This is a genomic window from Microbispora rosea (genome assembly GCF_044460045.1).
Lineage (GTDB): Bacteria > Actinomycetota > Actinomycetes > Streptosporangiales > Streptosporangiaceae > Microbispora > Microbispora rosea.
Genome location: NZ_JBITJO010000003.1, coordinates 409,360 through 426,146, shown reverse-complemented (window position 1 = coordinate 426,146; position 16,787 = coordinate 409,360). Strand labels below are relative to the sequence as shown.

Sequence of the window (16,787 nt, the reverse complement as noted above, 5' to 3'; positions counted from 1 at the left end):
ATCGGGTGCCTACAGTCCGGACATGTCCGCCGTCGAAGGCACCATCGACCTCAGCGCTCCGCTGCGCTCAGCCGACCTGCGCCGCGCCGCGGCACCGGTGTCCGTCGTGGTCGACGCGTCCGTCCGCGACCGCGTCGAGCGCGGCCGTGGCTTCCTCCGCGACGTGCGGGAGGAGGAACGTCCGGTCTACGGCGCGACCACCGGATTCGGCGCCCTCGTCGGGTTCGCCGGCCGGGAGGAGGAAGCGGACCAGTGTGACAACACCCTGGCCCACCTCGGCGCCGGGCAGGGGCCGGATCTGGCCCAGGACGTGAGCCGGGCCGCGATCCTCGTGCGTACGTGGTCGCTCGCCCAGGGGGCGTCCGGGGTTTCCGCACACGTGGTCGATGGGCTCGCCGCGATGTTCACGACGACGTTCGTCCCCGCGATCCCACGCTACGGGTCGGTCGGCGCGAGCGGGGACCTGATCCCGCTCGCCTATGCCGCCCAGGCACTGCGTGGCCGGGGACAGGCGTATCTCGACGGTTCGCGGATGCCCGCGTCCGAGGCGCTCCGCCATGCCGGGCTGACCCCGTTGACGCTCGACGGCAGGGACGCACTCGCGCTCGTCAACGGCACCTCCCTCACCACGGCCGCGACCGCCCTGGCCCTGGACAGCGTCCGGTCCTCGCACCGCGCGCTGCAGGCGCTCACCTGCCTGCTGGTCGATCTGCTCGGCTGCGACCCGGGCTTCCTCCACCCGCGCCTGCTCGGCGCCTACGGCCATCCCGGCGCGATCGACGTCGCCGACGGCATGCGCAAGACCCTTGCCGGCACCCTCCCCGCCGGCACCCGCCCGCTGCAGGAGCCGTACAGCATCCGCTGTTCGCCGCAACTGCTGGGCGCCGCCGAGGACGCCCTGCGCTACGTCGACGGTGTCGTCGGGGCCGACCTGTCCAGCGTCAGCGACAACCCGCTGTTCTTCCCCGACGACGACCTGGTCGTGCACGGCGGCAACTTCTTCGGGCAGCCGGCCGCGTTCGCCGCTGACGTCCTGGCGATGGTCACCGCTCAGCTCGGCAACCTCGCCGAGCGGCAGCTCGACCTCCTCGTCGACCCGGCCCGCAACGGCGGCCTGCCTCCTATGCTCGCCGCCGGACCCGGCCGCCAGCACGGGATGCAGGGGGTGCAGCTCGCCACGACCGCGTTCGTCGCCGAGATCCGCCGCGCCGCCGTGCCGGCCGGTATGCAGAGCCTGCCGACCAACCTGCACAACCAGGACGTGGTGCCGTTCGGCACCCAGGCCGCTCTGCGTGCCCACGACATGGCCGAACTGCTGCGGCTGCTCTGCGGATCGCTGGCCGTGGGGTTGCGGCAGGCGGCGCACGTCGGCGCCCGCCGGCCCACGGCCTCGGGCTGCGCCGCGCTCCTCGACACCCTGGTCGAGGCGATCCCCGCGGTCGATCCCGACCGCCCGCTCGACGCCGATGTCCGCAGGGCCGCCGACCTGCTCACCGCGACACCCCTGCTGTGAGCGTCTAGAACGCCTTGAGATAGCGGCGCACCCGGCGCTTGGCGCGGTAGCCGTACCGCAGGACCCTGGGCGGCACCTCCAGGCGCAGCCGGGCGCGCCGGCGGGCGGCCGCGTGCTCGGGACCGTCGAGGAGCGAGCGGGCCGGCTCCAGCGTCCCCGCGCGAGCCGCGGCGACCAGCGCGGCGACGCGGCCGGTCCAGTCGCTGGCCGAGGAGTCGTGGAAGTAGTTGGCCCGGCACCACTCCTCGGCGGGGACCCGGAAGTCCGCCGTGGCCAGGTCGTCGAGCGTGCCCAGGCAGCCGCTGCCCTCGAACACCAGATTGATCATCTCCGCACTGACCCCGAAGTCGGACAGCACGAGCAGCGGCACGCTCCCGGCGATCGCCTCGAGCGCGGCCGTCGAGCTGACCGTGACGAACCCGGCGGCGCGGCTCAGATGCTCGTGCATCGGCCCGGCGGCGAAGCGTACGGCGCCCGCGGGCACCCGGCCCTCGGCCTCCATCGCGGTCCACAGCCGTTCGTAGTGGTGCCGTTCGTTGTGCGTCTGCCGCTCGTCATCGCGGGCCCGCAGCTTGACCACCACGTCGAGGTCGGGCCTGGCCTGTCCGAGGCCGGCCAGGGCGAGCAGGATCCGCTCCCGCTCCTCGCGCCGCCGGGGCACCTTGGCCTGGGTGGCGAACACGACGCGGTCGCGTACGCCCCCGGCGCCGTGCGCGGCCGGTTCGCGGGGCAGGAGGTCGAGGTAGGGCAGGCGGGCCAGCGCCACCGCCCCTCCCCCGCCGAGCCGCGACCCGATCTCGGAGAACTCGGCGACCTCCCGGCCGCTGTGCACGACGAACAGGTCGCAGCCGCTGCGGAACAGCCAGGCCTTCTCCGTCGCGGGCACCGAGATGCCGGGCAGCCCCGACACCAGCACCGGCCGGGGCCGCAGCCCGGCCAGCGTCTCCGCCGCCAGCGCGTCCACCACCGGCCCGGTGCAGGCCAGCAGCACGGCGTCGGGCCGGAACCGTTCGACGGCCCGGCGCAGCTGCCGCGCCGTCAGCACCGGGGGAAGCGCCTCGCCCTGCGCGCGGGTCCCGCTCACCGCGGAGGCGATCTGCGCCGCGGAGGGGGTGATGGGCGTGCGGACGACGGCGAGGTCCGTGACCCAGTCCTCCGGAGTCGCGTCGAGCAGGCCCGCGGCCCACTTGAGATACGAGTCGGAGTCGGCCACGGCGAGCAGACGGGTCAAGGAGCGACCTTTCCGGGATCGTGCGTGAGGGGCTGGTGAGGTTCGTGCGCGAAGAGCTGGAGGTGGGAGCGCAGCGACGGTACGGCCGACGCCGTCCACCAGTCGTCCGGCACGTCCACGGCCTCCACCCGTACGCCCCGGGCCGACAGCAGGACGCGCAGCGAGGTCACCGCGGTGGACGGCAGGCTCAGCACCCGCTGGTCCGGCCGCAGGTCGCGCAGCGTCATCTCGGCGGGCGCCCCGGCGTCGTACACGGTCAGCCCGGCGATCCTGCGCACCCGGTCGAGGTCACCGGGATCCTCGCGCCGGTGGGGGAAGTACGCGACGGGCTCGTCGATCCGCTCCAGCCAGCGCAGGTAGCGGTCGCGATGGATGAGCCCGTTGCGTACGAGCGAGGTGCCGAGCACGACGGTGCGCTCCGGCGGCGGACGGTCGGCGGGCTGGGCGCGCAGCCAGGCGAAGTCGTGCCGGACCAGCGGCACGCCCGTGCGCTCCACCGCCTCGGCGAGGCCGGCGGGCACCGGGAGCGCGGTGAACGCCGTGGGCCTGCGGGTGCGCAGGCGGAACCCGGCGGCCGCGGCGAGCGCCTTACGGCCGAGGCCCGCGGTCCCGCGGGCGCGCAGCAGCGGGCGGCGCGCGACCAGCAGCTCGAGCAGGCGGATCGTGGCCAGCCCGTCGTCCACCAGCACCGTGCGGCCGGGGAGGGCCGTGGCGAGGGCGAGCTGGACGCGCCCGGAGAAGGCGTCGCCCACCGCCCAGACGCGGCCCGGCCGGGGCACCCGCTCGGCCGGCTCGGCGAACTCCAGCCCGTCGGGCAGCCCGAGCCGCTCAAGCTCGCGGCGGGTCATCCGCAGGGCCGGCAGCCCGGCCCGCGGCACCACCGTGGTGACGGATCCGAGGAGCCCCGCGTGGTGCGCCTCGACGACGCACAGCATCTGCAGGGGGGACTCCACCCACGCGACGGCCTGCCCCTGCTCGGCGGCGTGGCGCCGTCCCTCGTTCTCCACGCCCCGTAAAGAAACGTTCACGACGCGCTCACCCTAGCCGCGCGACACGACGAGGACGGGAACGCGCGGTGAACAGACCCCGAAGGGATCTCCTCGGCGCGTTACGGCAGCGTGGAGGGCATGGACGCCGTCACTCTCGGCGACGACACGCGCTCGGCCTGGCCCGGCAGCGGAGGATTCACCAGAAGAATCACCCACATAACGGACGCAGCGCGGTCGCGCGATCACGCTGCGGTGTTTCCCCCGGTGAACGCGTGGCAATGATTGCTGCCGTGCCCCAACCACGACCATCGAGAAAGCTGTGGGCCGGGCTCGCCGCGGCGCTCCTGCTGTGCCTCGCGCTCACCGGCGCCTCCCGTGCCGAGCCCGCCCCGGCGGCTCACCGGCCCAACATCGTGCTGATCCTCACCGACGACCTGGACGCGTCGGATCTGAGCCGGTTCCCCAACATCACCAATCTCCTGGTGCGCCAGGGGACCACCCTGTCCCGCTTCTTCGTCACCAACCCCTGGTGCTGCCCCTCCCGCTCGTCCATCCTGCGCTCGCAGTACATGCACAGCCACCACGTGGAGAGCAACCGGTCGCCGACCGGCGGGTTCCCGAAGTTCCGGCCGTTGGAGGCCTCCACCCTCGGGACATGGATGCACGACGCGGGGTACCGCACCGCGCTCATGGGCAAATATCTCAACAACTATCCCGAGGGCGCCCCGCGCACCTACATCCCGCCCGGCTGGGACGAGTGGCACGTCCCCGTCACCCGCCTCTACCAGGAGTACGGCTACGCCCTCAACGAGAACGGCGTGGTCCGGCGGTACGGCGACGACCCCGAGGACTATCTGGAGGACGTGCTGAGCGCCAAGGCCGCGGCGTTCGCGACCGATTCCACCAGAGGGGACACCCCGTTCTTCCTCTACCTCGCCCCCGTCGCGCCGCACCTGCCCGCGCACCACGCGCCGCGCCACGCCACCGCCTTCGCCGGCGAGCAGGCGCCGCGGACCGCGTCGTTCGACCAGGCCGACCTGTCCGCGGAGCCCCGCTGGCTCCGCGAGCGCACGCCGCTGTCGGCCGCCGACACACGCCGGATCGATCGCGTCCACCGCGACCGGCTGCGCGCCATGCTCGGTGTCGACGACATGGTCGGCGCCCTGGTCGAGGCGCTGAGCCGGGCGGGCCGCCTCGACGACACCTACATCGTCTTCACCTCCGACAACGGCTTCCACTTGGGCCAGCACCGGTTGCGGCCGGGCAAGACGACACCCTTCGAGGAGGACATCCGGGTGCCGATGGTGGTGCGCGGGCCGGGCGTGCCCGCCGGGGGCGTGATCGACGCGCTCACGTCGACGGTCGACCTCGCGCCCACGTTCGCCGAGCTGGGCGGGGCCACGGTCCCGCCCACGGCCGAGGGCCGCTCGCTCGTCCCGCTCCTGCGCGGGCAGCACGTCCCCTGGCGCGACACCGTGCTCGCCGAGTTCTACCACCCCTCCTACTCGCCGCACTCGCCGCCCACGTACGCGATGCTGCGGACTGGGCGGTACGCGTACGTGGAGTACGAGACCGGGGAGCGGCAGCTGTACGACCTGCGGGACGACCCGGCGGAGCTGCACAATATCGCGGCGACGGCCGACCCGTTCCTGACCTTGGCGCTCTCGGCCCGGCTCGCGCTGCTGCGGGCCTGCTCCGGACCGGCCTGCCGGCTGGCGGACGCCGCGGTCCCAGGCACAGGAGTCTCGGTGAGCGGCGGAGTGTCCGTGGGGACGGCCGGGGCGGCGCACAAGTGAGGTGATCGATCTTATCAGGGCGGGCGCCCCGGCAGGTTCGGGGCGTCCGCTATTCATTTCTGCCCATATGGATATGGGAGCGCTCCCAAGCGTGGTATGTCCTATTATGTCCCCTTGACCGGCTCTAACCACCCAGGGAGTAACAGTTAGGTTTCGGCATATTGACGCCTCGGTTGCTCATAGAGGACCCTTCGTGGGAGCGCTCCCAACGTGCTCGACACAGGGCGGGGAGCACCGAGCACAACCTTCGATCGCGGGCCGTGAGATCGGGGACCGGCCTGGGATGCACTCCCACAGACGATTCGGGATACCACCTGAGAGGGGTCCGGAATGATTGACAACTCGCGCCGCGGCAAACTGCTCGCGGTCGCCGCGGTGGCCGCGCTGGCTCTCGGCGCAGCCGCCTGCGGGTCCGACGACACGGGCACGGGCGCGGCAGCGGGCGGCGGGTCCTCGGCGGCGGCCGGCCCCGTCACCGTCACGCTCCAGACGTTCGGCGGCGGCAAGAACTTCGGCTACAAGGAGGCCGTCGACAAGTGGAACGCCGAGCACAAGGACATCCAGATCAAGTATGACAACCTGACCGACCAGTTCGAGCAGGTCTACTGGCCGCAGATGATCCAGTGGCTGCAGTCCGGCGCGGGCGCCGGCGACGTCGTCGGCATCGACGAGGGCGGCATGGGCCTCGCCAAGGCGCACCCCGAGTGGTGGGCCGACCTGGGCGAGTTCGGCCTGCAGAACCGCAAGGCCGACTTCGCCGCCTGGAAGTGGGAGAACGGCGTCACCGCCGACGGCAAGCTGTTCGGCCTCGGCACCGACGTCGGCGGCATGAGCCTGTGCTACCGCCGTGACCTGTTCGAGAAGGCCGGTCTGCCCGCCGACCGCGACGAGGTCAGCAAGCTCTGGCCGACCTGGGACGACTTCATCCAGGTCGCCCACAAGTTCCAGGACAAGATCAAGGACACCAAGTTCGTCGACGGCACCAACACGCTCTACAACGTGGTCCTGGTGCAGGAGGCCGCCAAGAACGGCAACGTCTCCTACTTCGACAAGGACAACAACCTGATCGTCGACAAGAACCCGGCGGTCAAGACGGCGTACGACTTCGCCCAGAAGATCAGCCAGGAGGGCCTCACGGCCAAGCTGCGCAACTTCACGCCGGAGTGGAACACCGGCATGAAGAAGTCGCAGTTCGCCACCCTCGGCTGCCCGTCGTGGATGCTCGGCGCGGTCAGCGGCGACGGCGGCGCCGGACCGGACTTCAAGGGCAAGTGGGACGTCGCGGCGGTGCCCGGCGGCGGCGGCAACTGGGGCGGCTCCTGGCTCGCCGTGCCGAAGCAGTCGAAGCACCCCAAGGAGGCGGCGCAGGTCCTCGACTACCTGACCGGTAAGGACGCCGAGGTCAGCGTCTTCAACTACGCCGGCAACATGCCGAGCAACATCCAGGCGCAGCAGGACCCGGCCGTCCAGGGTGCGAAGAACGAGTACTTCAACGACGCCCCCGTCGGTGACATCTTCGCCAAGTCGGCCGCCGCACTCCAGCCGGTCTTCCTCGGCGTGAAGCACGCCCAGGTCAAGAACGCCATCGAGTCGGTCGTCTCCGCCATCGACGACGGCTCGGTGCCGTACGCGAACGGCTGGAAGAAGCTCGTCGACGACGCCGTGAAGGCCGCGGGCTGATCCAGCCCGCCAGGTGAGCACCGGTCCGCCGCAGCGGCACCCCGCCGGCGGGCCGGTCGCCTGCTTTCACCCGAAAGGTAATCAATGAGCCTGCACGTCGACGCCGGGCACCCCACCCGGGCACCGATGCCGCCCAGCCGGAGGCATGTCCGGCCGAGACCGGGCCGGTCCTTCATGACCTGGCTGGACCTCAAGGCCGCACCGTACCTCCTGGTCTCTCCCTACTACCTGCTCTTCCTGATCTTCGGGCTCTTCCCGCTCGGCTTCACCCTCTACTTCTCGTTCTACGACTACGACCTCACGGGCACGGTCGAGTGGACGGGCCTCGGCAACTACACCGCCATGCTCGGCGACGCCGCCTTCTGGAAGGCGGTCGTCAACACCCTCGCGATGTTCGTCATCGCGACGGTCCCGCAGATTCTGCTGGCGCTGATGCTGGCCAACGCGCTGAACAAGCGGTTCAAGTTCCAGCTGTTCGTCCGGCTGGGCGTCCTGCTCCCCCTCGTGACCTCGGTCGTCGCGGTGGCGGTCGTCTTCACCCAGCTGTATGGCCGCGACTGGGGCGTGGTCAACTGGGTTCTCGGCTGGTTCGGGGCCGACCCCATCGACTGGAAGGCCGAGCGCCTCCCCTCCTGGCTCGCCATCGCGACCATGATCGACTGGCGCTGGACCGGCTACAACGCGATCATCTTCCTGGCCGGCATGCAGACGATCCCCAAGGACCTCTACGAGGCGGCCTCGATCGACGGCGCGTCCAAGCGGCGCCAGTTCTGGCAGATCACGATCCCGATGCTGCGGCCCACGATGATCTTCGTGGTCCTGAACTCCACCATCGGCGGTCTCACGCTGTTCTCCGAGCCGACGACGTTCTACAACGGCAACGTCCACGGCGGCACCAACAGCCAGTTCCAGACCGTCTCGATGTTCATCTACGAGCAGGGCTTCCGCGAGTTCGACTACGGCTACGCCTCCGCGGCCGCCTGGCTGCTGTTCCTGCTCATCCTCATCGGATCGGGCATCAACTTCCTGCTCATCCGCCGGATCGGGGGCAACAAGTGACCACGCTCTCCGCGCCCGCCACCACGCGGCGGCGCCGCAAGGCGCCGGGAGGTACCGGCGGTCTCTGGACCGCCACGCCGATGACGAGGCTCATCCTCGCGGTCACGATCATCATCTCGGCGTTCCCGCTGTACTACATGATCGTCATCGCCTCGCGCACCAACACCGAGGCGACCGACATGCCGCCGCCGTTCCTGCCCGGCGGCAAGCTCGGGGAGAACATCCAGCGCGTGCTGACCAACCCCGACGCGCACTACCTGACCGGTCTCACCAACTCCCTGATCATCGCCTGCACGGTGACGGTCTCGGTGGTGGTGATCTCGACGTTCGCCGGCTTCGCGTTCGCCCGGCTGAACTTCAAGGGCGGCAAGATCCTGCTGCTGCTCGTGCTGCTGACCATGATGGTCCCGCTGCAGCAGATGGGCATCGTCCCCCTCTACCGGCTCATGGTCAGCCTCGAATGGGTCGGCTCGATCAAGGCGGTGATCCTGCCCTACCTGCTCAACGGTTTCGGCGTCTTCCTCATGACGCAGTACACCCAGCAGGCCGTGCCCAACGAGCTGGTCGAGGCCGCCCGCGTCGACGGCGCCTCCACCCTGCGGATCTGGTGGAACGTCGTCCTGCCCGCCGTACGGCCGGGCATGGCGGTGCTGGGCATCAACACGTTCATGCTGATCTGGAACGACTTCATGTGGCCGTTGATCGTGCTGACGCCGGACAACCCGACGGTCCAGGTCGCCATCAACTCGCTCAACGCGAAGTACGGGACGGACTACGTGCTGATCTTCAGCGGCACGCTCATGTCGATTCTCCCGCTCATCGTCGTTTTCATCGCGTTCGGCCGACAGATCATCGGCGGACTCATGGAAGGTGCGGTCAAGGCGTGACAACGCAAGGCACACGTCCCGAGGCAGAGGCCCCCAGTGTGATGTTCCCCACCGGGTTCGTCTGGGGCGCCGCCACCTCCGCTTACCAGATCGAGGGCGCCCTCGCCGCCGACGGGCGGGGCCGCTCCATCTGGGACACCTTCTGCAGTCAGGACGGGCGGATCGTGGGCGGCGACACCGCCGAGATCGCGATCGACCACTTCAACCGGTATCGCGAGGACGTCAAGCTCATGGCGGACCTCGGCCTCACCGCCTACCGGTTCTCCGTCTCCTGGCCGCGGATCCAGCCCGACGGCTCCGGCGCGTACAACCGCAAGGGCCTCGACTTCTACAAGAGGCTCGTCGACGAGCTGCTCAGCTACGGCATCGACCCGTGGCTGACGCTCTACCACTGGGACCTCCCCCAGGCCCTGGAAGACGCGGGCGGGTGGCCGTCGCGTGACACGTCGAAGCGCTTCGCCGACTTCGCCGCGACCGTGCACGCGGAGCTCGGCGACCGGGTCAGGAACTGGAGCACGGTCAACGAGCCCTGGTGCGCCGCGTTCCTCGGCTACGCATCGGGCGAGCACGCCCCCGGACGGCGCGAGCCGGCCGCCGCGCTGCGCGCCGCGCACCACCTCAACCTCGCGCACGGTCTGGCCGTCCAGGCGATGCGGGCGCAGAACCCCGACTCGCTGATCGGCGGGTGCGTCAACGTCTACCCGGTCACGGCCGCCACGAACAGCGAGGCCGACCAGGACGCCGCCCGCCGCATCGACGGGCTGCAGAACCGCTTCTTCCTGGACGCCCTGCTCAAGGGCTCCTATCCGGAGGACGTGCTGGCCGATCTGAGCCACCTGTCCGACATGGAGTTCATCCACGACGGCGACCTGGCCACGATCGCGGCACCGATCGACATGCTGCTGATCAACTACTACAGCCGCTTCACCGTCTCCGGCGCGCCCGGCGGCGCCGCGTCCGCGGCCGCCGCGCCGACGGACTCCGGGTCGCCGTGGATCGGCAGCGAGCACGTGGGCTTCGTCAACGGCGGCCGCCCGGTCACCTCCATGGGCTGGGAGGTCGACGGCAGCGGCCTGCTCGAGATGCTGCAGCGGCTCACCGACGAGTATCCGCGGGTCCCGCTCTACATCTCGGAGAACGGCGCCGCCTACGACGACGTGATCGGCGAGGACGGCGCGGTGCACGACCCCGAGCGGGTGGACTACATCGACGCCCACCTGCGGATCTGCCACACGGCCATCGAGTCGGGCATTCCGCTGCAGGGGTACTTCGCCTGGTCCCTGATGGACAACTTCGAGTGGGCCTGGGGCTACGGCAAGCGCTTCGGTCTCGTGTACGTCGACTACGAGACCCAGGCGAGGACCATGAAATCAAGCGCTTTGTGGTACGCCGACGCCATCAGACACGGCGGGCTTCTGGGTCGGGCACAATAAGCGCAGACGCGATAAGGGGGCAGTATAGATGAACGGGGACCGCCGTTCCGGAGGCCGGCCGACTCTGGAAGCGGTCGCCGCGCGCGCCGGGGTCGGCCGCGGCACCGTGTCGCGGGTCATCAACGGCTCGCCGAAGGTGAGCGACCGCGCCCGCGACGCGGTGTTACTGGCGATTCAGGAGCTGGGCTACGTGCCCAACCGGGCGGCGCGCACCCTCGTGACCAATCGGACCGACACCATCGCGCTGGTGGTGTCGGAGTCGGAGCAGCGCGTCTTCGACGAGCCGTACTTCGCCGGGCTGATCCGCGGCATCGGCTCCGCCCTGGCGGAGACCGGCCTCCAGCTCATCCTGACGATGGCGCAGAACCGTGCCGAGCACGACCGGCTGGAGCACTACCTGACCGGCCAGCACGTCGACGGCGTGCTGCTCACCTCGGTGCACGGCGCCGACCCGCTGCCGGGACGGCTGGAGGAGCTGGGCGTGCCGACCGTGCTGGGTGGCCGCCCGGTCGGGCTCAACCCGTACAGCTTCGTCGACATGGACAACCGGGCCGGCGCCCGGCAGGCGGTCAAGTACCTGCTCTCCAAGGGCCGTACCAAGATCGCCACCATCGCCGGTCCGCAGGACATGGGCGTGGGTGTCGACCGTCTCGCCGGATACCGCGACGCGCTGCTGGCCACCGGTATGACCGAGCGCGTCGCGTACGGCGACTTCTCCGAGGAGAGCGGGGAGGCGGGCATGCGCGACCTGCTCGCCCGTCACCCTGACCTGGACGCCGTGTTCACGGCGTCCGACCCGATGGCGGTCGGCGCCCTGCGGGTGCTGAAGGAGCAGGGGCTGGTCGTGCCCGACGACGTCGCGCTGATCGGCTTCGAGGACTCCAAGGTGGCGCTGCACACAGATCCGCAGCTGACGAGCGTGCACCAGCCCACGGAGGCGATGGGCCGGCAGATGGTCCAGCTCCTGATCGCCCGGATCAACGGCGAGCCGCTGGAGCAGCCGGTCGTCATCCTCGACACGCACCTGGTGATCCGCACCTCCGCCTGACGCGCCGCGGCCGCGAGGAGACCGCAACGACGAGACCGCCGCGCACCCTCGGGTGCACGGCGGTTTTGTTTCGGACGGCGTGAGGCGGGCGCCCGGGAAACACAGGCGCCCGCCTCGCGGTCAGTGGTCGGCGGACGAGAGCAGCCGCTCGGCCTCCTCGTCCGAGAGCTCCTCCAGCTCGGCCACCAGCAGGTCCTCCAGCGCGACCGCCAGCTCGGCCACGGTGCGCCGCTCGAAGATCGTGCGGACCGGGACCTCCACCCCGGTCGCCCGGCGCAGCCGGGCCGCGATCCTCGTCGCGAGCAGCGAGTGCCCGCCCAGGGTGAAGAAATCGTCGTTCGCGCCGATGGAACCGACGCCGAGCAGCTCCGCCCAGATCTCGGCCACCAGGAGCTCGGCGTCCGTGCTCGGCGGGACGTGCCCGGCCGACGAAGCCCGCACCGGCGCGGGCAGCGCCGCGCGGTCCACCTTGCCGCGGCTGGTGAGCGGCAGCGCGTCGAGCACGACCCAGGCGGTCGGGACGAGATGGCGGGGCAGGGTCCGCGCGAGGTGCGCGGCCAGCTCCTCCCCGGTCACGGTCCCGGTCACGTACGCCACCAGTTCCTCGGCGTGGACGGTGACGAAGGCCTGGCCGACCCCCGGATGGTCGAGCAGCCGCGCCTCGACCTCGCCCGGCTCGATGCGGAAGCCGCGGACCTTGAGCTGCCCGTCGAGCCGCCCGAGGAACTCCAGAGTGCCGTCCTCGTTCCAGCGCGCCCGGTCGCCGGTGCGGTACCTCCGCGATCCCGGCGGCCCCAGCGGGTCGGGGACGAAGGCGGCGGCCGTGAGCGCCGGGCGGCGCAGGTAACCGCGTGCCACCCCGGCGCCGCCGATGACCAGCTCGCCGATCACGCCCTTCGGGACCGGCGCCCCGGCCGCGTCGAGCAGGTGGACCGTCGTCGCGCCGACGGGCCGGCCGATCGGGGGCCTGCCGTACGGCGTCGCGCCGAGGTCGGCCGCGGTCGCGATGACCGCGGCCTCGGTCGGGCCGTAGGTGTTCACCAGGCGGACGCGGTCGCCGAACCGGCCGCGCCAGCGCGTCACCGCGCCCCCGGACGCCTGCTCGCCGCCGATGACGACCAGGCGGAGCGCGGGCGGCCAGGCGATCTGGTCGATCTCCTCGACCAGGTGGTGCCAGTAGGCGGTGGGCAGGTCGAGCATCGTGATCCGTTCCCCGCCCGGCGCGGCCAGCAGATCGGGCAGCGTCGCCGCCCCGCCGGGCAGCAGCACCAGGGCCGCTCCCGCGGCGAGCGTGGGGAAGACCTCTTCGAGGTGGGTGTCGAAGCTCAGCGACGCGAACTGGACGACGCGCTCTCCGGGCGCCAGGCCGTACTCCTCCCGCATCCACCGGATCCGGGCGGCGATGGCGCGGTGCTCGACGGCGACGCCCTTGGGCCTGCCGGTCGAGCCGGAGGTGGAGATCACGTAGGCCACGTCACCCGGGCGCGCCTCCTCCGGTCCGTCCGGGTCGCCGGGGGCCGCGTCGTCCGCGCCGTCCGCGCCGTCCAGCGGGTCGACGGCGGTGAGCCCGGCGGGCAATGCCCGGGTCGTGATCACGTGCGTCGCCCCGGCGTCCGCGAGCGAGAAGGCCAGCCGTTCCTCCGGCTCGTCCGGCTCGAACGGCATGTAGGCCGCGCCGGCCCGCCAGACGGCGAGCAACGCGGTGATCGCCTCGACAGAACGGGGCAGGCAGACGCCGACCACGTCGCCGGAGCGCACGCCCCGGGCCCGCAGCGCGGCGGCGAGCCGCGCCGCCCGCCGGTCCAGTTCGGCGTAGGTGACCTCGGTCTCCCCGCAGACAACCGCGACGGCGCCGGGCGCGCGGCGGACGATCCCCGCGACCATCTCGGGAACCGTCGTCTCGGGAACCACGAGTCCGGCGGCGTCGGCGCCGTCGCCGGCCATGGCGCGGATGTCGCTCTCGTCGTCGCCGGTCCACAGGCGCAGCTCGGAGATCCGCCGATGCGGCTCGGCCACCGCCGACTCCAGCAGGAGCAGGAAACGGTCGGCGAGCCGGCGGACGGCCTCCGCCTCGTGGGGAGAGCCGCTGGACCCGTCGTGGCCGAACGACACGACGATCTCGCCGTCCTCGAACCACGCCTCGGCGTACAGGCCGAGCTTGACCTGCCGGTAGCCGTCGGGGAAGAAGCCGACGGACAGGTCGCCGAACGGCCGGGTGGGTCCGAGGTCCTGGGTGTGCAGGATGAACATGGTCGGCATCAGCGCCTCGGCGGGATGTCCGATCCGCTCGAACGGCACCGAGGGCCGGCTCAGCGCCGTCAGCGTCTCCTGCCTGGTGCGCCCGAGCAGGTCCGTGAACGACGGGTCGCCGTCGAGGTCGCCGCGCAGCACGACGGTCTGCGAGAGGTAGCCGATCATCGGCTCCAGCTCGACCCGGTCGCGGCCGGCCACGGCCGTGCCGACGAGAACGTCGGTGTGGCCGGTATGGCGGTGCAGCAGCACCTGGTAGGCGGCCATGAGCACGGTGAACAGGGTGGTCCTGTGGTCGCGGGCGAGCCGGTCCAGCTCGGCCGCGACCTCCCGGCCCAGCCGGACGACCTGGAAGTCCCCGGGACCCTCGCCCCCGTTTCCCACACCGCAGGGCAGCTCGGGCGGCGGCGGATCGGCCAGCCGCTCCTGCCAGTACGGCACCGCGCGCTCGGCGCGGCGGCGCTGCCAGCGGGCGTAGTCGGACGGCTGGACCGGCAGCGGTGCCAGGCTCGGCGCGCGCCCGTGCAGGCGCGCGGTGTAGCACTCCGCCAGGTCGTCGAAGAGGATCCCCAGCGACCAGCCGTCGCCGATGATGTGGTGCATCGTGACGCACAGCACGTGGTCCAGCGCGCCGATCGCGATCAGCGCGACGCGCAGCGGCACGCCCTCGGCGAGGTCGAACGGCGCGTTCACCCGCTCGGCGACGATCCGCCGGGCGTGCTCCTCGTCGCCGGCCTGGATCCGTTCGACCGGCGGGACCGACTCCGCCGCCCCCGGCGGCCCGGCGACCGCCCAGGGGACGCCGTCCTCCTCCTCGAACCGGGTGCGCAGGCCCTCGTGGCGGGCCACGACGTCGGCGAGCGCCCCTTCCAGGGCGTCCGCGTCGAGAGGTCCGCGCAGCCTGCGGACGGTGTACATGGTGTAGGAGGCGTCGGCGGGGTCCAGCCTCTGCAGCAGCCAGAGCCGTTCCTGGCCCGGGGACAGGGGCGCCCTCATCTGTCCGACGCCATCTCGTCGAGCACGGCCGCCAGGTCCTCGGCGCTGAGGCCGTCGAGCTCGTCGCGGAGCGCGGCGATCTCGGTCAGGTCCAGGTCGTCGTCGTCGAGCCGGTCCATCGCCGCCGCCAGCTCGGCCACCGTGGGGTTCTCGAACAGCACCACGATCGGCACGCTGGTCGCGAAGCGCGCCTGGATCCTGGCGATGATCTGGGTGGCGGTCAGCGAGTGCCCGCCCAGCTCGAAGAAGTCGTCGTCGACGCCGACCGGCTCGGCGATGCCGAGCACCTCCCCCCACATCGCCGCGAGGTCCTGCTCCAGCGGCGTGGACGGCTGCCGGTACGGCCGGCTCCGCGTCCGGGTCCACTCGGGCACGGGCAGGGCCTTGCGGTCGAGCTTGCCGTTCGGGGTGAGCGGCAGGGCGTCCAGCATCACGAGGTGCGCGGGCACCATGTATTCGGGCACGTCGCGGCGCAGCCGGTCACGCAGGGACGGCCACAGGTCGGCCTCCTCGGGCTCCCCGGACGCGCGCACGACGTAGGCGACCAGGCGCGGCAGCCCGTCGGGGCCGTCGCAGACGCCGACGGCGGCGTCGGCCACCTCGGGCGCGGCCCGCAGCACGGTCTCGATCTCGCCGAGCTCGATCCGGAACCCGCGCACCTTCACCTGCTGGTCGGCCCGGCCCAGATAGCAGAGCCGGCCGTTCTCGATCCTGGCGAGGTCGCCCGTGGCGTACAGGCGGGCTCCCGGCGCCGCGGAGAACGGGTCGGGCAGGAACCTGGCCGCCGTCTGGCCCGGCATGCCGCGGTATCCCCTGGCCAGGCCCGCGCCGCCGATGTGCAGCTCGCCCGCCTCGCCGGGCGGCACGGGACGCCCGTCGGGGCCGAGGATGTGCACCGTCGTGTTGCCGATGGGCTCGCCCAGGTCGACGGCGGCGGGCGACGGGCTGACGCGCCCGGCCGTCGACCAGACCGTCGTCTCGGTCGGGCCGTACACGTTCCAGAGCCCGGTGCTTCCCTCGAGGAGGGCATCGGCGAGGTCGCGGGGCAGCGCCTCGCCCCCGCACAGCCGGGTCGCGACGTTCTCGGGGACCCCGCCGGACTCGAGCAGGATGCGCCAGCTCGCCGGGGTCGCCTGCATGATCGTGACGGCCTCGGCCACGGCGCGCGACCGCAGGGCGCGGCCGTCCGCCGTCTCGTGCCCGGACGCGACCACCACGCGGGCGCCGCACGCGAGCGGCAGGAGGAGCTCGAGCACCGAGATGTCGAACGACAGCGTGGTGACCGCCAGCCAGGCGTCCCGCGGGGTGAGCTCCAGCAGGGAGGCGAAGGACTCCAGGAGGTTGACCACCGCGCCGTGCGGGACGGCGACCCCCTTGGGCCTGCCGGTGGAACCGGAGGTGTACATGAGGTAGGCCAGGTCGCCCACCGCGTCACCCACCGGGCCTTCGGCCGGCACGCCGCCGTCACCGGACGCCCCGCCCGCGACGGGAACGCCGTCCTGGGAAAGCTCGACGACGTCGGGGACGCCCTCGAGCAGCCGGGACTCGACGCCCTGGCCGGCCAGCACCAGCCGGATGCCCGCGTCCTCCCGCATGAAGCGGAGCCGCTCTTCGGGGAAGCCCGGGTCGAGCGGCACGTAGGCGCCGCCGGCCCGCCACACGGCGAGCAGGGCGACGACCATGCCGGGGCAGCGCTCCAGGCACAGGCCCACCGGGACCTCCGGGCCGACTCCGCGGGCGCGCAGCAGCGCCGCCAGCCGGTCGACCCTGTCGTGCAGCTCCCGGTATGTCAGCACGCCGTCGGCGCCGCTCACCGCGACCGCGTCGGGGCTCGCGTCACGCCACCGGCGGATCAGCGCGAGCGCCGTATCAGGGCTGGTCACGCCGCTCACCGCGTCACTCACT

At 72.0% G+C, this 16,787-nt stretch carries 11 protein-coding genes; 7 read left to right on the top strand and 4 right to left on the bottom strand.

Annotation, left to right across the window (positions count from 1 at the left end; genetic code table 11):
* Positions 1-22 precede the first annotated feature (22 nt).
* On the top strand, positions 23-1,513 hold the full coding sequence (locus ACIBK1_RS14305; protein WP_396734951.1) for an aromatic amino acid ammonia-lyase: 1,491 nt from the start codon (positions 23-25) through the stop codon (positions 1,511-1,513).
* A 4-nt stretch (positions 1,514-1,517) separates the two neighbouring features.
* On the opposite strand, the gene ACIBK1_RS14300 is transcribed toward ACIBK1_RS14305, so the two are convergent.
* Positions 1,518-2,744 carry a DUF6716 putative glycosyltransferase gene (locus ACIBK1_RS14300; RefSeq protein WP_396734948.1) on the bottom strand — a complete coding sequence of 409 codons (1,227 nt, stop codon included), beginning with the start codon at positions 2,742-2,744 and terminating at the stop codon, positions 1,518-1,520.
* The gene (locus tag ACIBK1_RS14295; RefSeq protein WP_051761489.1) at positions 2,741-3,772 is read right to left on the bottom strand and encodes a hypothetical protein; all 1,032 of its coding nucleotides are present in this window, start codon (positions 3,770-3,772) and stop codon (positions 2,741-2,743) included. The genes ACIBK1_RS14300 and ACIBK1_RS14295 overlap by 4 nt, the downstream gene beginning before the upstream one ends.
* Positions 3,773-4,023: 251 nt before the next feature.
* Here ACIBK1_RS14295 and ACIBK1_RS14290 point away from each other — a divergent pair, with 251 nt between their 5' ends.
* The 6 genes from ACIBK1_RS14290 to ACIBK1_RS14265 all read left to right on the top strand — a co-directional run bounded on the left by ACIBK1_RS14290 (position 4,024) and on the right by ACIBK1_RS14265 (position 11,636).
* Positions 4,024-5,529 carry a sulfatase gene (locus ACIBK1_RS14290; RefSeq protein ID WP_396734945.1) on the top strand — a complete coding sequence of 502 codons (1,506 nt, stop codon included), beginning with the start codon at positions 4,024-4,026 and terminating at the stop codon, positions 5,527-5,529.
* 330 nt (positions 5,530-5,859) lie between these two features.
* A complete protein-coding gene (locus ACIBK1_RS14285) occupies positions 5,860-7,209 on the top strand; it encodes an ABC transporter substrate-binding protein (protein WP_076436547.1) in 1,350 nt (449 codons plus the stop codon).
* An 84-nt stretch (positions 7,210-7,293) separates the two neighbouring features.
* Positions 7,294-8,268 carry a carbohydrate ABC transporter permease gene (locus ACIBK1_RS14280; RefSeq protein ID WP_396734940.1) on the top strand — a complete coding sequence of 325 codons (975 nt, stop codon included), beginning with the start codon at positions 7,294-7,296 and terminating at the stop codon, positions 8,266-8,268.
* A complete protein-coding gene (locus ACIBK1_RS14275) occupies positions 8,265-9,155 on the top strand; it encodes a carbohydrate ABC transporter permease (RefSeq protein ID WP_363405174.1) in 891 nt (296 codons plus the stop codon). The genes ACIBK1_RS14280 and ACIBK1_RS14275 overlap by 4 nt, the downstream gene beginning before the upstream one ends.
* A gap of 41 nt (positions 9,156-9,196) precedes the next feature.
* Positions 9,197-10,588: a GH1 family beta-glucosidase gene (locus ACIBK1_RS14270; RefSeq protein ID WP_076436542.1), complete on the top strand. Its 1,392-nt coding sequence runs from the start codon at positions 9,197-9,199 to the stop codon at positions 10,586-10,588.
* A gap of 28 nt (positions 10,589-10,616) precedes the next feature.
* A complete protein-coding gene (locus ACIBK1_RS14265) occupies positions 10,617-11,636 on the top strand; it encodes a LacI family DNA-binding transcriptional regulator (RefSeq protein ID WP_030507009.1) in 1,020 nt (339 codons plus the stop codon).
* A gap of 120 nt (positions 11,637-11,756) precedes the next feature.
* Here the strand turns inward: ACIBK1_RS14265 and ACIBK1_RS14260 are convergent, their stop codons facing one another.
* Both ACIBK1_RS14260 and ACIBK1_RS14255 read right to left on the bottom strand, forming a co-directional pair.
* Positions 11,757-14,882, bottom strand: a complete 3,126-nt coding sequence (locus ACIBK1_RS14260) for an amino acid adenylation domain-containing protein (protein ID WP_396734936.1) — start codon at positions 14,880-14,882, stop codon at positions 11,757-11,759.
* Positions 14,879-16,786: an amino acid adenylation domain-containing protein gene (locus ACIBK1_RS14255; protein WP_396734933.1), complete on the bottom strand. Its 1,908-nt coding sequence runs from the start codon at positions 16,784-16,786 to the stop codon at positions 14,879-14,881. Before ACIBK1_RS14255 ends, ACIBK1_RS14260 begins: the two co-directional genes overlap by 4 nt.
* Position 16,787: the final 1 nt, after the last annotated feature.

Bases quoted from the DNA above. Each gene is read 5' to 3' on its own strand.
- ACIBK1_RS14305 (WP_396734951.1), top strand. From the start codon at position 23: ATGTCCGCCGTCGAAGGCACCATCGACCTCAGCGCTCCGCTGCGCTCA.
- ACIBK1_RS14285 (WP_076436547.1), top strand. From the start codon at position 5,860: ATGATTGACAACTCGCGCCGCGGCAAACTGCTCGCGGTCGCCGCGGTG.
- ACIBK1_RS14280 (WP_396734940.1), top strand. From the start codon at position 7,294: ATGAGCCTGCACGTCGACGCCGGGCACCCCACCCGGGCACCGATGCCG.
- ACIBK1_RS14270 (WP_076436542.1), top strand. From the start codon at position 9,197: ATGTTCCCCACCGGGTTCGTCTGGGGCGCCGCCACCTCCGCTTACCAG.
- ACIBK1_RS14265 (WP_030507009.1), top strand. From the start codon at position 10,617: ATGAACGGGGACCGCCGTTCCGGAGGCCGGCCGACTCTGGAAGCGGTC.
- ACIBK1_RS14260 (WP_396734936.1), bottom strand. From the start codon at position 14,882: ATGAGGGCGCCCCTGTCCCCGGGCCAGGAACGGCTCTGGCTGCTGCAG.